This window comes from Cupriavidus sp. SK-3, from assembly GCF_000611145.1.
GTDB lineage: Bacteria > Pseudomonadota > Gammaproteobacteria > Burkholderiales > Burkholderiaceae > Cupriavidus.
The window spans coordinates 1-17524 of sequence record NZ_JFJV02000059.1 but is presented as its reverse complement, the minus strand read 5'-3'; the positions used below and the strand labels follow the sequence as shown (position 1 = coordinate 17524).

The following is a 17524-nucleotide window of genomic DNA, read 5'->3' as shown; positions in this document are numbered from 1 at the left end:
TACACCTTGACGGCTCGCTTCGCATCGCGCTTGGTTTGCCCGCCTGGCGACGGGCTCGGGCAAATTCTCCTTCCAAGTACCGGCCTGGCCACACTGTTCGCGCGCCTCACGCCGGCACCGTTGTGCCAGGCCCACCCCATGCACTTTTTTGCGAGTGTGCGGTCAAACGATCAGGCCGGCGTGTCCTATGCTGTGCAGATACGCAGGCCCGATCATCGTTCAGGTGGCAAGCACGCGTAATAGAGCAATCGCAGCGGGGATCGCGGCGAAACAGCATATCCGGAGGTGGCTATGGAACTTCACATGCAATCGCACCACTATGTGCGCCGCACGCCAGACTGGACCGCAGCAGCGGTGTCCGGGCTGGCGGCCGGGGCGCTGTTGATGGTGATAGAACTGTTCTGGTCGACGATGGTGGCGGGCGTCAATCCATGGGGCACGACGCGGCTGATCGCGGCGATCCTGATGGGGCAGGACGTGTTGCAGACTTCGCTGTTCAGCGTGAGTACCGTGGCCGCGGCGCTGGCAATCCATTTCGTGCTCGGCGCGGTGCTGGGGATGATCCTGGCCGCTATCATCGCGCCGTTCCAGCTGGACTCGAGTACGGGCATGGTGTTGCTGACCGGCGCTGTGTTCGGCCTGGCGGTCTATCTGCTTAATTTCTACGGCATGACGCGCTTCTTTACCTGGTTTGCCGACGCGCGTGGGTGGCATACGCTGGTTGGCCACATGATCTTCGGCATGGCCGCGGCGATTGCCTACTGGAAACTTGAAAGCAAGGATGTATCTCACTGAGCACGCACATTGCAGTGCGTCAATGATGCGATAGCGCTACGCACATCTGGTTTAGTTCCGCGCTTTGCCACTACACGGGCCGCGCGGGCCGACTGCGGCGGATGAAAGCCCTGGCTTTCATCCGCCGCTTTTTATTTGCCGCTGCCTTTGCGCCAACCGCCGGCCCTGTGTGGCATCGCACGCAAAGCGCTCTCAAGGGCGCCTTGCACGGGGCGGACCACATGCACTAGTCTTATCTCAGCCTTGCGCGTAGTTCGCGGCCTGCCGTACGCAAGGGGGGAGGGTCGGTATGGCGATAGCCATTGCACTCGTGATCATCGTCGTTGCTTCGGTGCTCTTCCATTTCGTGAGCCCGTGGTGGGCGACCCCGCTTGCTTCCAACTGGAAGCAGATGGACGACACGCTGACCATTACCCTGGTCATCACCGGCGTCTTCTTCGTCATCATCAACCTGTTCGTCGCTTATATCGTCTGGCGCTACCGCCATCGCGAAGGCGCTCGCGCGCACTATCAGCCGGAAAACAGCAAGCTGGAACTCTGGCTGATCGGCGGCACCACGCTCGGCGTGATTGCCCTGCTCGCGCCGGGCCTGTTCGTCTATGCCGAATATGTGCGGCCACCCGGCGATGCGATGGTGCTGGAGGTAGTGGGCCAGCAGTGGCAGTGGGGCTTTCGCTTTCCGGGCCAGGGCGGCCAGCTTGGCACGTCGGACGCGCGCTTCGTGACGGCGGCCAACCCGCTCGGCGTGAACCCGGACGACCCGCGCGGACAGGACGACATCATCATTGCCGGCAATGAAGTGCACTTGCCGCTGAATCGTCCGGTCAAAGTGCTGCTGCGCTCCAAGGATGTGCTGCACGATTTCTACGTGCCGCCGTTTCGCGCCCGCATGAACATGGTGCCGGGGATGGTGACGTCGTTCTGGTTCACGCCGACCAAGGCGGGTACCTATGAGATCCTGTGCGCGCAGTTGTGCGGGGTCGGCCACTACAACATGCGGGGCAAGGTGGTAGTGGAGGATGCGGCGGCATTCGATGCGTGGCTGCGCCGGCAGCCCACGTTTGCGCTGACCATGCTGAAGACGCCTGCGCCGCCGGCCACGGCCGGGGTAAGCGGAGCGCCCGCCGGCGCCGATACGCTTGTGGAACAGGGCCGCGCGCTGGCCCAGAGCAAGGGCTGCGTTGGCTGCCACAGTATCGATGGCACCGTTGGCGTGGGGCCGAGCTGGAAGGGCCTGTATGGCAGCACGGGAACGTTTGCCGATGGCAGCAGCGCAAAGGTCGACGACGCTTACCTGAAGACCGAGATCACCGATCCGCAAGCGCGCCTGGTCAAGGGCTTCGGTCCGCTCATGCCGAAGATGCCCCTGAGCGAAGAGGAAGTCAGCGCGCTGGTCGCCTACATCCGCGCCAACGGCGCGGGCGGGGCCGCAACGCAGGTGGGCGCCGCGTCCGGCGCCGCCGCAAAATAGGCTGCAGGAGGGAGTGCAATGGCATACACCGACGACGCCGCCCATCATGGCCCGACCAGCTTCTTTACCCGCTATATCTGGAGCCAGGATCACAAGGTCATCGCGGTGCAGTACACCCTGGTCGCCATCTTCGTGGGGCTGGTTGGCGTGGTGCTGTCAAACCTGATGCGCCTGCAACTGGGTTTCCCGGGGCATTTCACCTTTATCGACGCCAACCGCTACTACCAGTTCGTCACCATGCACGGCATGATCATGGTGATCTACCTGCTCACGGCACTTTTTCTCGGCGGCTTTGGCAACTACCTGATCCCGTTGATGGTGGGCGCGCGCGACATGGTGTTCCCCTACCTCAACATGCTGAGCTTCTGGGTGTATTTCCTCTCGGTGCTGGTGCTGCTGTCGAGCTTCTTCGTGCCGGGCGGGCCCACCGGCGCCGGCTGGACGCTCTATCCGCCACAGGCGATCCTGCGGGGCACGCCCGGCTACGAGTGGGGCATCATCCTGATGCTGGTGTCGCTGCTGATCTTTATCGTGGCGGCCACCATGGGCGGCCTCAACTACGTCACCACGGTGCTGCAGGCGCGTACCGAGGGGATGACGCTGATGCGCATGCCGCTGGCCGTGTGGGGCATCTTCATGGCCACCATCCTGGCGCTGCTGGCCTTCCCCGCGCTGTTCGTGTCAGGCCTGATGATGCTGCTGGACCGCACGCTGGGCACGAGCTTCTTCATGCCGGCGATCGTGTCGCTGGGCCAGCAGCTCAACTACAAGGGCGGCAGCCCGCTGCTGTTCCAGCACCTGTTCTGGTTCTTCGGCCACCCGGAGGTGTATATCGTGGCGCTGCCCGCGTTCGGCATCGTCTCGGACCTGATCAGCGTGCATTCGCGCAAGAGCATCTTTGGCTACCGCACCATGGTATGGGCGATCCTTGCCATCGGCGTGCTGTCGGTGGTGGTGTGGGCGCACCATATGTTCGTGAGCGGGATGAATCCTTACTTTGGTTTCTTCTTCGCTACCACCACGCTGATCATCGCGATTCCCACCGCCATCAAGGTTTATAACTGGGTGATCACGCTGTGGCGGGGAGACATCCATTTTTCGGTGCCGATGCTGTTCGCCATCGCCTTCGTCAGTACGTTCGTGATCGGCGGGCTGACCGGGCTTTTCCTGGGCAACGTGAGCGTGGATATCCCGCTGTCCAATACGTATTTCGTGGTTGCGCACTTCCATATGGTGATGGGCGTGTCGCCGATCCTGGTGGTGTTCGGCGGCATCTATCACTGGTACCCGAAGGTCACTGGCCGCATGCTCAACGACACGCTGGGGCATATCCATTTCTGGGTGACCTTCGTCGGCACCTATGCCATCTTCTTTCCCATGCATTACCTGGGCATCCTTGGCATGCCGCGGCGCTATTACGCTTACGACAACTACGCCTTTATCCCTGAATCGGCGCACCTGATGAACGCCTATATCTCGGTGGCGGCGTTTATCGTGGCGGCGGCGCAGTTGTTGTTCATCTTCAACCTGGCCTGGAGCGTCAGGCACGGCAGGCTGGCGGGTTCCAATCCGTGGCGCGCGGCTTCGCTGGAGTGGCAGACGCCGCAGACGCCGCCGGTGCACGGCAACTGGGGCCCGGAGCAACCGGTAGTGCATCGCTGGGCCTACGCCTATAGCGTGCCGGGCGCCAGCGAGGATTTCATCGCGCAGAACGCGCCGCCCGATGCCGGCGGCGCCGAACCCGAGCCGCATGCCAGCCGTGGAGCCGTAGCATGAACGCGAACCTGGTCTACCGCGCCAGCGGCGACAGCGAGCGCCGCTCCGGCCCCGGTCCCGGCGACGTGGGCAGGCAGCACGCCCGCCGCGCGGCGGCCAGCATCGGGCTGTGGGTGTTCATGGGCGTGGTGTCCTCGCTGTTCGGGCTGTTTATCGCCGCCTATGCCATGCGCATGGACTCGCCTGACTGGCATGCCGTTTCGTTGCCATGGCAGGTCTGGATGTCCACTGCCTTGCTGGCCGCCGGCAGCGCCGTGATGCTGGTGGCAGCGCGGGCGGCGCGCGACGGACGCTTCACGATGGCCCATCGCGCGCTACGCTTTGGCGGGCTGGCCGCGGCTGCATTTGTCGCCTCGCAGTTATGGGCGTGGCAGGCCCTGCTCGCCATCCATGTGATGCCGGCCAACAATCCCGCGGGCAGTTTCTTCTACCTGCTCACCGCGATGCATGGGCTGCATGTGCTGGGAGGCCTTGTTGGCTGGGCGGTCGCCATGCATGCCGCGCGGGGCAGCGCGCGGGCCACGCTGCGCATCGTGCTGTGCGCGCGCTACTGGCATTTCCTGCTTGCGGTGTGGCTGGTGCTGCTGGCCGCGCTGAATTGGCTCACGCCTGAACTGGTTCGCTTTATCTGCGGGCGCGGCTAGGCGGCCACGTCAAGCATCGAAGGAGACGCACCAATGTCTTCGCAACCCACTCCATCGGCGCCGGCCGAGTCCGGTAGCGCCGCGCTGCCCGGCGTGCCCGCGCCTGCGCCCGTGGTGGCCGGCCTGCGCGGGCTGGTGGCCGACTGGTCGTCCGACCAGCAGGCCTTCAAGGTGTCGTGGGGCAAGGCGATGATGTGGATCTTCCTGCTGTCCGACACCTTTATCTTCAGTTGTTTCCTGACCGGGTACATGACGGTGCGGATCGCCAGCACGGATACATGGCCGAATCCGAGCATCGTGTTCGGGCTGAAGGTCGGCGGCGCCGAGGTGCCCTTGCTGCTGATCGCCATCATGACTTTCGTGCTGATCAGCAGCAGCGGCACGATGGCGATGGCCGTGAACTTCGCCTACCGCCGCGACCGCGTGAAATGCGCCAGCCTGATGTTTGCCACGGCGCTGTTCGGCGTGGCCTTTGTCAGCATGCAAGCCTTCGAGTGGAGCAAGCTGATCTTTACCGAAGGGGTGCGTCCCTGGGGCAACCCGATGGGCGCGCCGCAGTTCGGCTCCACGTTTTTCATGATCACCGGTTTCCACGGGCTGCACGTGAGCTGCGGCGTGATCTACCTGCTGATCGTGGCGACCAAGGTCCTGCGCGGGCGCTACGAGCGCACGGGCAACTACCAGATCGTGGAGATCGCCGGGCTCTACTGGCACTTCGTGGACCTGGTCTGGGTCTTTATCTTTGCGCTGTTCTATCTCTGGTGAGGCACGCCATGGCATCGCCGACTCCGTCTCCCGATGTGCCCGGCCTGGCACCGGCGGCGCCCGCGCATGCGCCCGCCGGCGCGCACGGTGATGCGCACCACGGGCAGCAGCACCCGATTGGCCTGTACCTGAAGATATGGGCGCTGTTGTTCGTGCTGTCCACGCTGTCCTACATGGTGGACTACTTCCACTTCGAGGGTTACCTGCGCTGGACCCTGATCCTGCTGTTCATGGTGATGAAGGCCGGCCTGATCGTCGGCGTCTTCATGCACATGGCGTGGGAGCGGCTGGCGCTGATCTGCGCCATCCTGCTGCCGCCGCTCTGCCTGCTGGTGCTGGTGGGCCTGATGGCGATGGAAGCCGACTACACCTTCCTCTTGCGCGGTGCCTTTTTCCGCTGAACGCGTGCTCGCCGGGGGCACCGGCCGGTTTTGTCCGAGGCGGCATGCCGGGTACACTTGAGCGGTTGCCCGCCACCACGAGGAAGCCATGCACCCAGCCACGGAAGCCATCCTGATCTATAACCATGGCCGCGATCCCGAGCGGCTGACCCGCAAGTTCGCCGCCATCGCGGCGGATCCGTTTGCTTTCCTGCGCGGCACCAACCATCTCTATGCGGCCGCGGTGGGCAACGAGGCCGCGCTGATCGAGGCGCCGACCACCTACGTCTGCGGCGATCTCCACCTGGAGAATCTCGGCAGTTTCAAGGGCGATAACGGCCTGGTTTATTTCGATCTCAACGACTTCGACGATGCGCTGGTCGCTCCGCTCACGGTGGACCTGGTGCGCCTGCTGTCGAGCCTGATGATTGCCGCACCGCAACTGGGATTGTCCGCTGCCGACGCGCGTGCCGGCGCGCACAGCATGCTCGATACCTACGCGGCGGTGCTGGCCGGCGGCAAGCCGCGCTGGGTGGAGCGCGCCACGGCCACCGGCATGGTGGCGACGCTGCTGCGCCGCGTCAAACGCCGCCGCCGCGGCGAGGTCCTGGCCGAGCGCACGGTGCGCAGCGGCGGCAAGCGGCGCCTGCTGGTCGACGGCAAGCATGCGCTGGAACCTCTCAAGGGCGAGCGCAAGCGTAGCGCAGCCATCCTGCGAGAGTTCGGACGGCAGTCGCAACATGGGAGGCTGGTGGCCGACGATACCGCCCGCAGGATCGCTGGCGTTGGCAGCCTCGGGCTTGAGCGTCATGTTGTGCTGGCTCACGCGGAAGGCGATCCGCTGGCCCAGCGCCTGATCGACATCAAGCGCGCCGCGCCCAGTGCCTGGCAAGGGCTGCCGTATCGCACGCAGCCCGCCTGGAGCAGCGAGGCGTCGCGCGTCGTGCACATCCAGCATGCGATGCAGGCGGCCTCGCCGGCGCTGCTCTCGGCGGTGAAAATGGGCAAGGCTTCCTATATCGTCAAGAGCCTGCAGCCCACCGCCGACCGGGTCAACCTTGGCCCCCATACCAATCGCGAGGACCTGCGCGAAGTGCTGATCACCATGGCGCGCGCCGCGGCCTGGGCGCATCTGCGCGGCTGCGGGCACAATGCCGCTGATCGCATCGAGCAGTTGCAGGAGTTTGCCGGTGGTACGCGCTGGCGCGAGCCGGTGCTGCGGCTGGCGCGGCACGGTTGCGAACTGGCGCAGGCGCAGTGGAAGGATTTTGCAGAGGATTACCGTAAAGCCAGGGGGGAAAGCGCTTAGCGCCAGTGTGGGACGGTGCGTGTGCGCTTGCTGGCGGCGATGCCGGGGCGGCGGTGGGAGGATGAGCGGGGAAGGGCGGTGTTGCGGCGCCCGGCCTGAGTGCGGCCGGTGCCGGCAACGTTGTGCGCTTGCGCGCCTGACCCGATACCGGGTCAGGCCGGGACATCAGACTTGCGTGATGAACTTGGTCACCAGGTAACCATCGAAGGTTTCCTGGCCGCCTTCGCTGCCAATGCCGGAATCCTTGATGCCGCCGAACGGCGTCTCGGCCAGGGCCATGCCGAAGTGGTTGATATTGACCATGCCGGCTTCCAGGCCGTTGGACACCAGCGTCGCGGTTTTCAGCGAGTTGGTGAACACATAGGAGGCCAGCCCGAACGGCAGGCTGTTGGCGCGGCGCAGCACTTCCTCCGCATCCTTGAAACGCGTCACCGGCGCCACCGGGCCGAAGGGCTCGTCGACCATCAGCTTGGCGTCGTCGGGCAGGTCGGTGACCACGGTGGGGGCGAAGAAGAAGCCCTTGTCGCCGATGCGCTTGCCGCCGGCCACCACCTTGCCGCCGCGGTGGCTGGCGTCATCCAGGAACTGCTCCATCGAGGCGATACGGCGCTCGTGCGCCAGCGGGCCCATCTGGGTGCCGTCTTCCAGGCCGTCGCCAACCTTGATCGAACCGATCACCTCGGTAAAGCGCGCCAGGAACTTGTCGTAGGCTTTTTCCTGCACGTAGAAGCGCGTGGGCGACACGCACACCTGGCCGGCGTTGCGCAGCTTGAAGCGCGCCAGCATTTCCGCTGCCGGCTCGATGTCGGCGTCGTCGAACACCAGCACCGGCGAGTGGCCGCCCAGCTCCATGGTGACGCGCTTCATGTGGGCGCCGGCCAGCGCGGCCAGCTGCTTGCCCACCGGCACGGAACCGGTGAACGAGATCTTGCGCACGATCGGCGATTCGATCAGGTAGGTGGAGATTTCGCCCGGCACGCCCCAGACGATGTTCAGCACGCCCGGGGGCAGGCCTGCATCGTGGAACAACTGGGCCAGCGCGACCACCGCGCTGGGCGAATCTTCCGGGCCCTTGAGGATCAGCGTACAGCCCGCACCGATGGCCGAAACCATCTTGCGGATCGCCTGGTTGAAGGGGAAGTTCCACGGGGTGAAGGCCGCGCAGACGCCGATCGGCTCGCGCACCACGATCTGGCGCACATTGGGCTGGCGCGGCGGGATCACGCGGCCGTAGATGCGGCGGCATTCCTCGGCGTGCCATTCGGCGTGCTCGGCGCAGATCATGACTTCGCCGATGGCTTCGGCCAGCGGCTTGCCCTGGTCCAGCGTGATATTGCGGCCGATCTCCTTGGCGCGCTCGCGGGTCAGTTCCGCCACGCGGCGCAGGATCTTGGAGCGCTCCAGTGGCGAGGTCTTCTTCCAGCCTTCGAAGGCGCGCTGCGCAGCGGCCAGGGCGCGGTCGAGGTCGGCGCGGCTGGCGTGCGGCAGCTTGCCCAGCAGCTCCTGGGTGGAAGGGTTGATGACGTCTTGCTCGCGTCGGTCCCCTCCCTTGACGAATTCCCCGTCGATGTAGAGGGCGAGATCCTGGTACATGCCTTTCTCCTGATGAAGGTTGCGTGCGACAAGTGCAGCCGGTGCTGCCGCTGTGAGGGTGCCGTGCCCGGGCCGGGCACAGCGGCGAAACCGCAAGCTTAACCTGACGGCTCATTTTGTGCACCGGCGGGCGCCGGCTGTCTTGTGCCTTGCAGGTTCCTCTTTACCGATTTCAACGTTGCGGGGCAGCCGAGGCCTGGCCCGGCTGCGCCGAACGCCACTTGCGCAGCCTGCCACGCGCGTTCTCGTAGGGGGAGGACGTATTGAGCTGGATCATCCGGCCCAGCGTGTATTTGCCGTACCACGGCTCGCCATAGAGCGATGCGTCGTCGAGCGCCGTCACCAGTGCCACGATGCCGGCGTTGGCGTCGGCCAGCATGTGCAGCAGCGCCGGGTAGGAGTGGCCGGCGTAGTCCGCATAAAACTTCTGCGCCAGTTTCCCCAGTTCGTTCCACTTGAAGCCTGTTTCCGGGAAATCGACCTCCAGCCCTTGCGCGCGCCGGGACGTCCAGCGCAGTACCAGCGTGTTCCACCCGATCAGGTAGGAGACAAGATCGCACACGCTCATGCGTGTTCCTCCGGCGTGGCCTTCCATGGTCTGCTCCGAAGCCCGCGCCGCTGGCACGGCCTGCAGTTCCGCCGCAAGCCTGGCATACGTGCTCTGCATCGCCTTCAGCAGTTCTTCCCGGTTCGCTGGAATTGCCATTTGCGTTCTCTTCCGCTCAGGTGCGCCGCACCGCCACCATGCTGCGCGTGGCGAGGGCCAGCGCATTGTGCCGGGCACCGCCGCCGAGGCTGTCGGAGATTTCCGTGGCGGCATTCAGCACCAGGTCGGCGAAGCCCTTGATTTTCTGCGGCTTGAAGCGCTCGGCGGGTCCGGACAGCCCGACCGCGGCAATCACATGCCCGTTGCCGTCGCTGATCGGAGCGGCGATGCCATACACGGTCTCGCGCCACTCGCCGCGATTGACCGCATAGCCCTGCTTGCGGATTTTTTCCATTTCCTGCAGGAAGCGCTCCGGCTCCACGATGCTGTTGGGCGTGGACGGCGCCAGCGCGGCCGACATGCGCTGCAGCGCGGCGTCCGGCTGGAACGCCAGCATGGCCTTGCCGGTGGCCACGCAATGCGCCAGCGCGCGGCCGCCGATCTGGGTATAGGCGCGCACCGGGTTGGGGCTGTCGATCTTGTGCACATAGACCACTTCACCGCGATCCAGCACGGACAGGTGGACGCTTTCGCCGCTGGTGTGCATCAGCTTGTCCATCCAGGCTTCGGCATGGCGGCGCAGGTCCAGCCGCGAGAGCACCGCCGAGCCCAGTTCCCAGAGCTTGATGGAGGCGCTGTAGCCGGTGCCGGAGGCGTCCCGGATCACATAGTTGAGATCGGTCAGCGCTTGCAGCAAGCGGTGCACATTGCTCTTGGCCAGGCCCAGGTGGGCGGCGATCTCCGTCAGGCCGAGGGGGCGGTCGCTGTGGGCCAGCAGTTCGATGACACCCAGGCCTTTGATCAAGGTGTTGTTCATGTCGGACTTGCCGTGTGTGGCGCACCCGGCATTGGTTCTCAAATGTGGAACGATTGTAGCCTATTTTGGAACATGAATATAATGGCCCGCATCGCGGTCCAAAGCCGGGAGTCAGCCGGGCCGTCAACGTTTTCCGGGTATTCAGATGCACGATGTCAGCGAGATGGACCTGCCCCTGCACGGGGTCAGGGTGGTGGAGTTCTGTACCGTGGCGGCCGGGCCGTTCTGCGGCATGCTGCTGGCCGACATGGGCGCCGAGGTGGTCAAGGTGGAGCCGCCGGACGGCGACACCTTGCGCCAGTGGCCGCCGCTGTCGAACGGGTTTTCCGAGAACTTTGCCTCGCTCAACCGCAACAAGCAGTCGGTGGCGCTAAACCTGAAGGATTCGGCCGACGTCGCGCTGGCGCGGCAACTGATCCTGGACGCCGATGTGGTGATCGAGAACAACCGTCCCGGCGTGATGGACCGGCTTGGCCTGGGGTATGCGAGCTTTTGCGAGCACAAGCCGCAGTTGCTGTACTGCTCGGTGTCGGCCTATGGCCAGAGCGGCCCGCGCGCCGGCGAGGGCGGTTTCGACCTGACCATCCAGGCGGCGGCCGGGGTCATGAGCGTGACCGGCGAGCCCGATGGCGCACCGGTCAAGTGCGGCGTACCGCTGGCGGATTTCGCTTCGGGGCTCTACGCCGCCTTCGCCATCGCCAGCGCGCTGGCGCGGGTGCGAGCCGGCGGCGCGGGTTCGCATATCGACGTGCCGATGTACGGCTGCACGCTTGGCATCGCCGCGCTGCAGACCAGCGAATACTTCGGCACGGGCAAGAGCCCGGTCAAGCTCGGCTCGGCCCATCCGCGCAATGCGCCGTACCAGGCCTTCCGCGCCGCCGATGGCTACTTCGCCATTGCCGCGGGCAATCAGAAGCTCTGGCTGGAGGTGGTGAAGGTCGTGGAGTTGCCGGCGCTGGCGGCCGATGCCCGCTTTGCCACCACGCGCGACCGTGCCGCCAACCAGGTTGCGCTCAAGGTGCTGCTGGAAGAGCGTTTCGCGGGAGCCGGCGTGGCGCACTGGATCGCGGCGTTCAATGCCGCCGGCGTGCCGCATGCGCGCATCAACGACTACGCCGCCGCGCTGGACGATCCCCAGGTCGCGCATATGGAGTGGGTGCAGCCGCTGACGTTGCCGGGCGGCCACCAGACGCGCACCTTCGCCTCGCCGCTGCGCTTCGATGGACAGGGGCTGCCGATCCGCCGCGATCCGCCGGCGCTGGGAGAGCACAACGACGCCATTCGCGCGCGCTACCCGGTGGGCGGCGCGGACCATGACACTTCCAGGAAAGCATGATGAACGACAAGATCGAACGGCTGCGTGAGTTCGTCGCCACCATCAGCCGGTTGGTGGAAAAAACCGGGCCCGATACCGGTAACGAGGCCGCGCTGCTGGCCGGCGCCACCGGTCCGCTGCGCGAACTGGTGTCGCACGACGACTGGCTGCCCGATGCGATGGCGCGGCCGCATCCCGTCTATTACCAGCAGCACCTGCTCTACGGCGATCCGCTCGACCGCTTCTCGCTGGTGAGCTTCGTTTGGGGGCCGGGCCAGCAGACGCCGGTGCACGATCACACCGTGTGGGGCCTGATCGGCGTGCTGCGCGGCGCTGAGCTCGACCAGCACTACCGTGCCGAGGCGGGCAAACTGGTGGCCGATGGCGGCGAGGTCCTGTTGTCCGCCGGCCAGGTGGCCGCGGTATCGCCCACGCTGGGCGACGTGCACCGCGTGCGCAATGCGCACGACGACCAGGTCTCGGTCAGCATCCATCTGTATGGCGGCAATATCGGCCGCATCCGGCGCCATGTCTACGACGCGGCGAGCGGCGAGACCAAACCGTTCATCTCCGGCTACTCCAACGCGCTGGTGCCCAACTTGTGGGCCCAGGCGGCGACGTGAGGGGGGAGCGGTGACACAAGACATCCTGCTGGCAGACAAACAGGGCGACGTCACCCGGCTGACGCTGAACCGGCCCGGGCGCGGCAATGCGCTGTCGGCCGCGCTGGTGGAGGCGCTCGCGGCGGCGGTGCAGGCGTGCCACCACGACGGCACACGCCTGCTGTCCATTGAGGGCGCGGGCACGCATTTCTGCACCGGTTTCGACCTGGGCGACCTGGATAGCGAGAGCGACGATTCGCTGCTGGCGCGTTTCGTGCGCGTCGAACTGCTGCTGCAAAGCCTGCATGGCGCGCCCTTCACCACCGTAGCGCTGGTGCAGGGGCGGGTCATGGGCGCGGGTGCCGACCTGCTTGCAGCCTGCGAGCAGCGCTGGGTCGCGCAGGGCAGCAGCTTCGCCTTCCCGGGGGCGGCCTTTGGCCTGGTGCTGGGCAGCGCGCGGCTGGCGGGGCTGGTTGGCGTGGCCACGGCGCGGGAATGGATCGCCAGCGGGCGAGCCGTCCGGACAGAAGAAGCGCTGGCCGCCGGCCTGGCCGGCACCGTGGTGGAACCGGAGGCACGCGCGGCCGCGCTTACGGCACTGGCCGCGCGTGCGCGCCGGCTCGATGCACCGACGCAGGCGGCCATCCACGCCGCCACGCTGGGCGGGCCCGGCGCGGCCGATGCGGCGCGCGCCGCGCAGCTAGCCGAACTGGTGCGTTCCGCCGCCCGTCCGGGGCTAAAGGCGCGCATCGCGGCTTATCGCGAGGCATCCAGGCGCTGACGCAGTGCCGCCACCCTGGCGGCACTGCGCAATCCGCATTCGGTGGCGGGGTGATCGGCGCTCGCGCGGCTCAGAGCGGCTCTGGGCTGAATGCCGGCAGGTCCGGCCATGCCAGCGTTGCCCAGACTCCCTTGGGCGGGGCGAGGAGCCGGTGCAGGCTTGCTTCATCGAAGGTTTTGCCCATCGGGTCGGCCCGGAACGCCGCAACCCATTGCCGGCGGCCGGCGATAAAGGCAAGGCCGAATTCCTCCCAGCTTGCAAAGCAGTCCTGCGCACGCTGCGCATTAAGCAGCAGCACGCGCCAGGCGGCCATGGGCTCCGAAAAGGTGTTTAAAGGCTTCGCTTACCACTGTAAGCTGAGCCTGAACTACCGGCTATCGCGCGTGAGCCCGAGGCTTGGGCTCACTGCCATTCGGTTGACGGGCGGAGGCCGTTCCTCCGATTTGGGAACAGCGGGGAGCAGTAACAGGCGAAGTCCCCGCGACTTCATACTCTCAGCTCGCGCTGCGGAATTATGAAACAAGCCTTGCTCCTGTCACCTGATGACACGAATGCGTGTCCGGCGCAATAAGAACACGAGACAAACTCGAACATGCCAACAAAATCCAAAGCCCGGCTGACCACGGGCCCGATCGGCCGCACTTTGCTGCTGTTCTCGCTACCGGTGCTGGGCAGCAATATCCTGCAGTCGCTCAATGCCTCGATCAATTCGGTGTGGGTCGGGCACTTTCTCGGCGAGGCGGCGCTGACGGCCACCTCCAATGCCAACATCATCCTGTTCTTCCTGCTGGGCGTGGTGTTTGGCATCAGCATGGCCAACACCATCATGATCGGGCAAGCTGTGGGCGCGCGCGACCTGGGCGAGGCGCGCCGCGTGGTGGGCACCAGCACCACCTTCTTCGTCCTGCTGTCGGTAATTGCCGCGGTGCTCGGCTATGCCTTCACGCCAGACATCCTTGCCGCGATGGATACGCCGGCCGATGCCAGGGCGCTGGCCATCAGCTACCTGCGCATCATCTTCCTGGCGCTGCCCTTCATGTACTTCTACAACTTCGTGATGATGACGCTGCGCGGCGCGGGAGATTCGCGCACGCCGTTCTATTTCATGGTGTTGTCGGTGGGGCTGGACGTGCTGCTCAATCCGCTGCTGATCTTCGGCATCGGCCCGTTTCCTGAACTCGGCATCGCGGGATCGGCGCTGTCCACGCTGATCGCGCAACTGGTGAGCCTGGCCGCGATGCTGGCGGTGCTCTACCGCCGCCGCCACTTCCTCGCGCTGCGCCGGCATCAGCTGGCCTACCTGCGGCCCGATACCGGCATCTTGCGCGCGCTGGTGGCCAAGGGCCTGCCGATGGGCTTGCAGATGGTGGTGATCTCGTCGTCCGCGATCGTGATGATGTCGCTGGTCAATCGCCACGGCTCGCAGACCACTGCCGCGTATGGCGTGGCCTCGCAGCTATGGACCTACGTGCAGATGCCGGCGCTGGCCGTGGGCGCGAGCGTGTCGTCGATGGTGGCGCAGAACGTAGGCGCTGGCTTGTGGGATCGCGTGACCCGCATCACGCGGGTAGGGCTGTTGTTCAACCTGTTGATGACGGGCGCGCTGGTTGGCCTGATCTACCTGTTCAACCGCCATTCGCTCGGCCTCTTCCTGCCCGATGACGGCACGGCAATCGGCATCGCGCAACATATCAACGCCATCGTGCTTTGGTCCTTCATCCTGTTCGGCTTCACCATCGTGCTGTTCGGCACCGTGCGCGCCACTGGCGCGGTGATGGCACCGCTGGTGATTCTCTTCCTGTCGATGTGGGTGGTGCGCTTGCCGTTTGCCTGGGTACTCGAGCGCACCATCGGCGCCGATGCGATCTGGTGGAGCTTTCCGCTGGGCTCGATCGTCTCGGTGACGCTGGCGGTCGCGTACTACCGTTTCGGCAACTGGCGCGCGAGCCATATCCTGCCGGCGGCACCCAGCCCGGCGCCGGAGCCGGAGTTCGCGCCGCAGGCGCCCGACACCAGCATGGGTACGCCGTGCGAGGAGGCCCTGTCCACCGTTGGCGCCGGCAGCACCGGCGAGGCGGCGATGGCGGGCGAACCGCGCGAGGTGTCGAAGCAGGGCGCTGACTGAGCGCACCGGTTGGCGGCGTCCGGCACGCCGCATTGCATCACTCCAGGACGGCCCCGTGCTCAGCGGGGCCGCTTTCACTTTCACTTTCATTTCCCCTGGCCAGCCCGGCCAGCCAGCGCCGCACCACCTGTTCCTCCTGCTCCGTGAGGCCCGCGCGCAACTGCGCTTCATTCTGCAGGGCGCGCTCGCGGCACGTGGCCAGCAGCGCGGCGCCGGCCGGCGTCAGCACAATGTTCTGGATCCGGCCGTGCACCGGATGGGGCTGGCGCCGGATCGATCCGGCCTTTTCCAGGTTGGCCACGATCACGCTGACGGTCTGCGGCGTCAGCAAGGCGAGCCTGGCGAGGTCGGCATTGGACAAGCCGGGATAGGCGCCCAGCATGGTCAGCACCACGAATTGCGGAGAGGTGACGCCGAGGTCCCCCAGTGTGCGCTCCATGCGCAGCCGGTTGGCGGCGCCGGCCTGGCGCAGCAGATAGCCGAGGTAGCCGCTTTCGCCGCGTTTGCCCTCGCCGGGACGGGGCACGGCGTGCGCCGCGGCAGTCATGGCGGGGAGCGGGGGCGGGCTAGGCGGGCGGCGCGAGGCGGGATGGCTCATGGATCAATACGTTTGTCATGTTCGTGCTCTGACATTATCGCAGAGTCCGCCCCGGATGCCGCGGCTGCCACGCGCGGCGGCATGAAAGGCAATCGAAAGTTGTTTATGGCATCGTGCTTGCCGTGGTCAAAGCGGATGCATGCCGTCCGTGTTTTCTTGCCGCGTGTTCCACCTTGAATGCCTCGCGCTCGGTGCCCTCTGCAGGCAGCCGGCGCTCGCGTGTTCGTGCCAGGCGCATATCCGATCTCGCGGTTCCTGGTGTCCTCCGGGCTTCCTTCCCCTTCAGTTCGCTTTCAGTTTCCCTTCGATTTCCCTTCGGTTCCCTTTCATGCGTCTTTCGTTAATACATCACGACGTGATGCATATTTTTTCAGGGAATTTCAGTGCGTATCGGTGAATACCCCTAAACCAAGACAAATGAAAGCAAGCTGAAAGATCGCCTCTCTAATGTTCGAGCCAACCTGCAGGGACAGCATCTTCCCTGCCGATCGAACCGCCTTCGCATGCAAGAGCCTGTGTGTGGAGGGCACCGCTTCTATGTACTTTGAGGAGAATCGTTTTGCGCATACGCAGCCAAAAGGACTTTGCCTCCGGCCTGATGTTCATTCTGGTCGGACTGGGCTTTTCCTTCGTCGCTCGCGGCTATTCCATGGGATCAGCCGCCAAGATGGGCCCCGGATATTTTCCGTTTCTGCTCGGTCTGGTACTCGCCGTACTCGGTGCCTTTGTTCTGATCGGTTCGCTATCGAGCAAGGGGGAGAAGGATCAGCTCGCCCGCTGGGACCTGAAGACCCTATTGTGGATCCTGGGTTCGGTGGTGCTGTTCGGCCTGCTGCTCAAGCCGCTCGGCATGGTGCTGTCGGTGTTCGTGCTGGTGCTGGTGTCGTCGATGGCCAGCCATGAGTTCAGCTGGAAGGGCGCGATCCTGAACGCCATCGTGCTGGTGCTGATCAGCATGGGCGCCTTCGTGTACGGCATCAACCTGCAGATGCCGGTGTGGCCTGCTTTCATTACTGGTTAAGGAGTCGGCCATATGGAATTGATTGACCATCTTGCCTTGGGATTCTCCACGGCGCTGTCGCTGCAAAACCTGGCATACGCCTTCCTGGGCTGTGTGCTGGGTACCCTGATCGGCGTGCTGCCGGGCCTGGGGCCTCTGGCCACCATCGCCATGCTGCTGCCGGTGACCTACACGCTGCCGCCGGTGGCCGCGCTGATCATGCTGGCCGGTATTTACTACGGCGCGCAGTACGGCGGCTCCACCACCGCCATCCTGGTCAACCTGCCGGGTGAATCGTCGTCGGTTGTGACCACCATCGATGGCTACCAGATGGCACGGCGGGGACGGGCAGGGGTAGCGCTGGCAACCTCGGGCCTGGGCTCGTTCTTCGCCGGCTGCGTGGCAACCCTGATCCTGGCTGCGTTCGCTACGCCGCTGTCGGAACTGGCGTTCAAGTTCGGTCCCGCCGAATGCTTCTCGCTGATGGTGCTGGGCCTGATCGGTGCCGTGGTGCTGGCTTCGGGTTCGCTGCCCAAGGCGGTTGCGATGATCGTGCTGGGCCTGCTGCTGGGTCTGATCGGTACCGACGTGAACTCGGGTGCCGCGCGTTTCTCCTTCGACATTCCGGAACTGACCGACGGTATTGACTTCGTCGCGCTGGCCATGGGTATGTTCGGCTTCGCTGAAATCGTCGCCAACCTGGAGCAGAAGGAAGACCGCGAGACCTTCACCGACCGCGTGACCAACCTGTGGCCGACCAAGGAAGACTTCAAGCGCATGGCGCCTGCGGTTCTGCGCGGCACGCTGCTGGGCTCCGCGCTGGGCATCCTGCCGGGTGGCGGTGCTG

The 17524-nt window shown here is 65.4% G+C and carries 19 protein-coding genes; 14 read left to right on the top strand and 5 right to left on the bottom strand.

Annotation, left to right across the window (positions count from 1 at the left end; genetic code table 11):
* From CF70_RS37450 to CF70_RS06445, 8 genes are all read left to right on the top strand, one after another.
* Nucleotides 1–240, top strand: a 240-nt coding sequence (locus CF70_RS37450; RefSeq protein ID WP_235184911.1) for a hypothetical protein, incomplete at its 5' end; no start/stop codon positions are given.
* 51 nt (nt 241–291) lie between these two features.
* Nucleotides 292–795, top strand: a complete 504-nt coding sequence (locus CF70_RS06475) for a hypothetical protein (RefSeq protein ID WP_035862132.1) — start codon at nt 292–294, stop codon at nt 793–795.
* 289 nt (nt 796–1084) lie between these two features.
* A complete protein-coding gene (locus tag CF70_RS06470; RefSeq protein WP_035862131.1) occupies nt 1085–2266 on the top strand; it encodes a cytochrome c oxidase subunit II in 1182 nt (393 codons plus the stop codon).
* Between the two features lie 18 nt (nt 2267–2284).
* Entirely contained in the window at nt 2285–4042 is a 1758-nt protein-coding gene (ctaD, locus tag CF70_RS06465; RefSeq protein WP_035862128.1) for a cytochrome c oxidase subunit I, read from the top strand.
* The gene (locus CF70_RS06460; protein WP_035862126.1) at nt 4039–4686 is read left to right on the top strand and encodes a bb3-type cytochrome oxidase subunit III; all 648 of its coding nucleotides are present in this window, start codon (nt 4039–4041) and stop codon (nt 4684–4686) included. Before ctaD ends, CF70_RS06460 begins: the two co-directional genes overlap by 4 nt.
* A 33-nt stretch (nt 4687–4719) precedes the next feature.
* Nucleotides 4720–5451 carry a heme-copper oxidase subunit III family protein gene (locus CF70_RS06455; RefSeq protein WP_051648087.1) on the top strand — a complete coding sequence of 244 codons (732 nt, stop codon included), beginning with the start codon at nt 4720–4722 and terminating at the stop codon, nt 5449–5451.
* A gap of 8 nt (nt 5452–5459) precedes the next feature.
* The gene (locus CF70_RS06450) at nt 5460–5852 is read left to right on the top strand and encodes a cytochrome C oxidase subunit IV family protein (protein ID WP_051648086.1); all 393 of its coding nucleotides are present in this window, start codon (nt 5460–5462) and stop codon (nt 5850–5852) included.
* Nucleotides 5853–5940: 88 nt separating this feature from the next.
* Nucleotides 5941–7140 (top strand): DUF2252 domain-containing protein, encoded by a 1200-nt coding sequence (locus CF70_RS06445; protein ID WP_035862122.1) that lies wholly within the window; start codon nt 5941–5943, stop codon nt 7138–7140.
* Nucleotides 7141–7305: 165 nt separating this feature from the next.
* On the opposite strand, the gene CF70_RS06440 is transcribed toward CF70_RS06445, so the two are convergent.
* The 3 genes from CF70_RS06440 to CF70_RS06430 all read right to left on the bottom strand — a co-directional run bounded on the left by CF70_RS06440 (nt 7306) and on the right by CF70_RS06430 (nt 10256).
* Nucleotides 7306–8733, bottom strand: a complete 1428-nt coding sequence (locus tag CF70_RS06440) for an NAD-dependent succinate-semialdehyde dehydrogenase (protein ID WP_035862120.1) — start codon at nt 8731–8733, stop codon at nt 7306–7308.
* A gap of 172 nt (nt 8734–8905) precedes the next feature.
* Nucleotides 8906–9439, bottom strand: coding sequence for a ClbS/DfsB family four-helix bundle protein (locus CF70_RS06435; RefSeq protein WP_035862116.1), 534 nt, complete (start codon nt 9437–9439; stop codon nt 8906–8908).
* 16 nt (nt 9440–9455) lie between these two features.
* On the bottom strand, nt 9456–10256 hold the full coding sequence (locus tag CF70_RS06430; protein ID WP_035862113.1) for an IclR family transcriptional regulator: 801 nt from the start codon (nt 10254–10256) through the stop codon (nt 9456–9458).
* A gap of 145 nt (nt 10257–10401) precedes the next feature.
* On the opposite strand from CF70_RS06430, the gene CF70_RS06425 reads away from it, so the two are divergent.
* Genes CF70_RS06425 through CF70_RS06415 form a run of 3 tightly spaced genes read left to right on the top strand, consistent with a single transcriptional unit; the run spans nt 10402 to nt 12954 of the window.
* A complete protein-coding gene (locus tag CF70_RS06425) occupies nt 10402–11592 on the top strand; it encodes a CaiB/BaiF CoA transferase family protein (RefSeq protein ID WP_035862109.1) in 1191 nt (396 codons plus the stop codon).
* Nucleotides 11592–12194, top strand: a complete 603-nt coding sequence (locus tag CF70_RS06420; protein ID WP_035862106.1) for a cysteine dioxygenase — start codon at nt 11592–11594, stop codon at nt 12192–12194. The genes CF70_RS06425 and CF70_RS06420 overlap by 1 nt, the downstream gene beginning before the upstream one ends.
* Nucleotides 12195–12204: 10 nt before the next feature.
* Nucleotides 12205–12954 carry an enoyl-CoA hydratase/isomerase family protein gene (locus CF70_RS06415; protein ID WP_035862103.1) on the top strand — a complete coding sequence of 250 codons (750 nt, stop codon included), beginning with the start codon at nt 12205–12207 and terminating at the stop codon, nt 12952–12954.
* A 70-nt stretch (nt 12955–13024) separates the two neighbouring features.
* Here the strand turns inward: CF70_RS06415 and CF70_RS06410 are convergent, their stop codons facing one another.
* Nucleotides 13025–13267: a DUF1266 domain-containing protein gene (locus CF70_RS06410; protein WP_235184910.1), complete on the bottom strand. Its 243-nt coding sequence runs from the start codon at nt 13265–13267 to the stop codon at nt 13025–13027.
* A gap of 279 nt (nt 13268–13546) precedes the next feature.
* Between CF70_RS06410 and CF70_RS06405 the strand changes: the two genes are divergently transcribed.
* Nucleotides 13547–15079 carry an MATE family efflux transporter gene (locus CF70_RS06405; protein ID WP_035862100.1) on the top strand — a complete coding sequence of 511 codons (1533 nt, stop codon included), beginning with the start codon at nt 13547–13549 and terminating at the stop codon, nt 15077–15079.
* A gap of 37 nt (nt 15080–15116) precedes the next feature.
* Here the strand turns inward: CF70_RS06405 and CF70_RS06400 are convergent, their stop codons facing one another.
* Complete coding sequence (locus tag CF70_RS06400) at nt 15117–15626, bottom strand: MarR family winged helix-turn-helix transcriptional regulator (protein ID WP_051648085.1); 510 nt, start codon at nt 15624–15626, stop codon at nt 15117–15119.
* Nucleotides 15627–16236: 610 nt separating this feature from the next.
* Here CF70_RS06400 and CF70_RS06395 point away from each other — a divergent pair.
* Together CF70_RS06395 and CF70_RS06390 are read left to right on the top strand one after the other, a co-directional pair.
* Nucleotides 16237–16698: a tripartite tricarboxylate transporter TctB family protein gene (locus CF70_RS06395; RefSeq protein WP_035862097.1), complete on the top strand. Its 462-nt coding sequence runs from the start codon at nt 16237–16239 to the stop codon at nt 16696–16698.
* A 12-nt stretch (nt 16699–16710) separates the two neighbouring features.
* Nucleotides 16711–17524, top strand: an 814-nt coding sequence (locus tag CF70_RS06390; protein WP_035862095.1) for a tripartite tricarboxylate transporter permease, incomplete at its 3' end; no start/stop codon positions are given.

Coding starts and splice junctions, on each gene's coding strand:
- CF70_RS06425 (WP_035862109.1), top strand. CDS start 10,402: ATGCACGATGTCAGCGAGATGGACCTGCCCCTGCACGGGGTCAGGGTG.
- CF70_RS06410 (WP_235184910.1), bottom strand. CDS start 13,267: ATGGCCGCCTGGCGCGTGCTGCTGCTTAATGCGCAGCGTGCGCAGGAC.
- CF70_RS06420 (WP_035862106.1), top strand. CDS start 11,592: ATGAACGACAAGATCGAACGGCTGCGTGAGTTCGTCGCCACCATCAGC.
- CF70_RS06430 (WP_035862113.1), bottom strand. CDS start 10,256: ATGAACAACACCTTGATCAAAGGCCTGGGTGTCATCGAACTGCTGGCC.
- CF70_RS06475 (WP_035862132.1), top strand. CDS start 292: ATGGAACTTCACATGCAATCGCACCACTATGTGCGCCGCACGCCAGAC.
- CF70_RS06400 (WP_051648085.1), bottom strand. CDS start 15,626: ATGACTGCCGCGGCGCACGCCGTGCCCCGTCCCGGCGAGGGCAAACGC.
- ctaD (WP_035862128.1), top strand. CDS start 2,285: ATGGCATACACCGACGACGCCGCCCATCATGGCCCGACCAGCTTCTTT.
- CF70_RS06440 (WP_035862120.1), bottom strand. CDS start 8,733: ATGTACCAGGATCTCGCCCTCTACATCGACGGGGAATTCGTCAAGGGA.
- CF70_RS06455 (WP_051648087.1), top strand. CDS start 4,720: ATGTCTTCGCAACCCACTCCATCGGCGCCGGCCGAGTCCGGTAGCGCC.
- CF70_RS06445 (WP_035862122.1), top strand. CDS start 5,941: ATGCACCCAGCCACGGAAGCCATCCTGATCTATAACCATGGCCGCGAT.
- CF70_RS06470 (WP_035862131.1), top strand. CDS start 1,085: ATGGCGATAGCCATTGCACTCGTGATCATCGTCGTTGCTTCGGTGCTC.
- CF70_RS06435 (WP_035862116.1), bottom strand. CDS start 9,439: ATGGCAATTCCAGCGAACCGGGAAGAACTGCTGAAGGCGATGCAGAGC.
- CF70_RS06460 (WP_035862126.1), top strand. CDS start 4,039: ATGAACGCGAACCTGGTCTACCGCGCCAGCGGCGACAGCGAGCGCCGC.
- CF70_RS06405 (WP_035862100.1), top strand. CDS start 13,547: ATGCCAACAAAATCCAAAGCCCGGCTGACCACGGGCCCGATCGGCCGC.
- CF70_RS06450 (WP_051648086.1), top strand. CDS start 5,460: ATGGCATCGCCGACTCCGTCTCCCGATGTGCCCGGCCTGGCACCGGCG.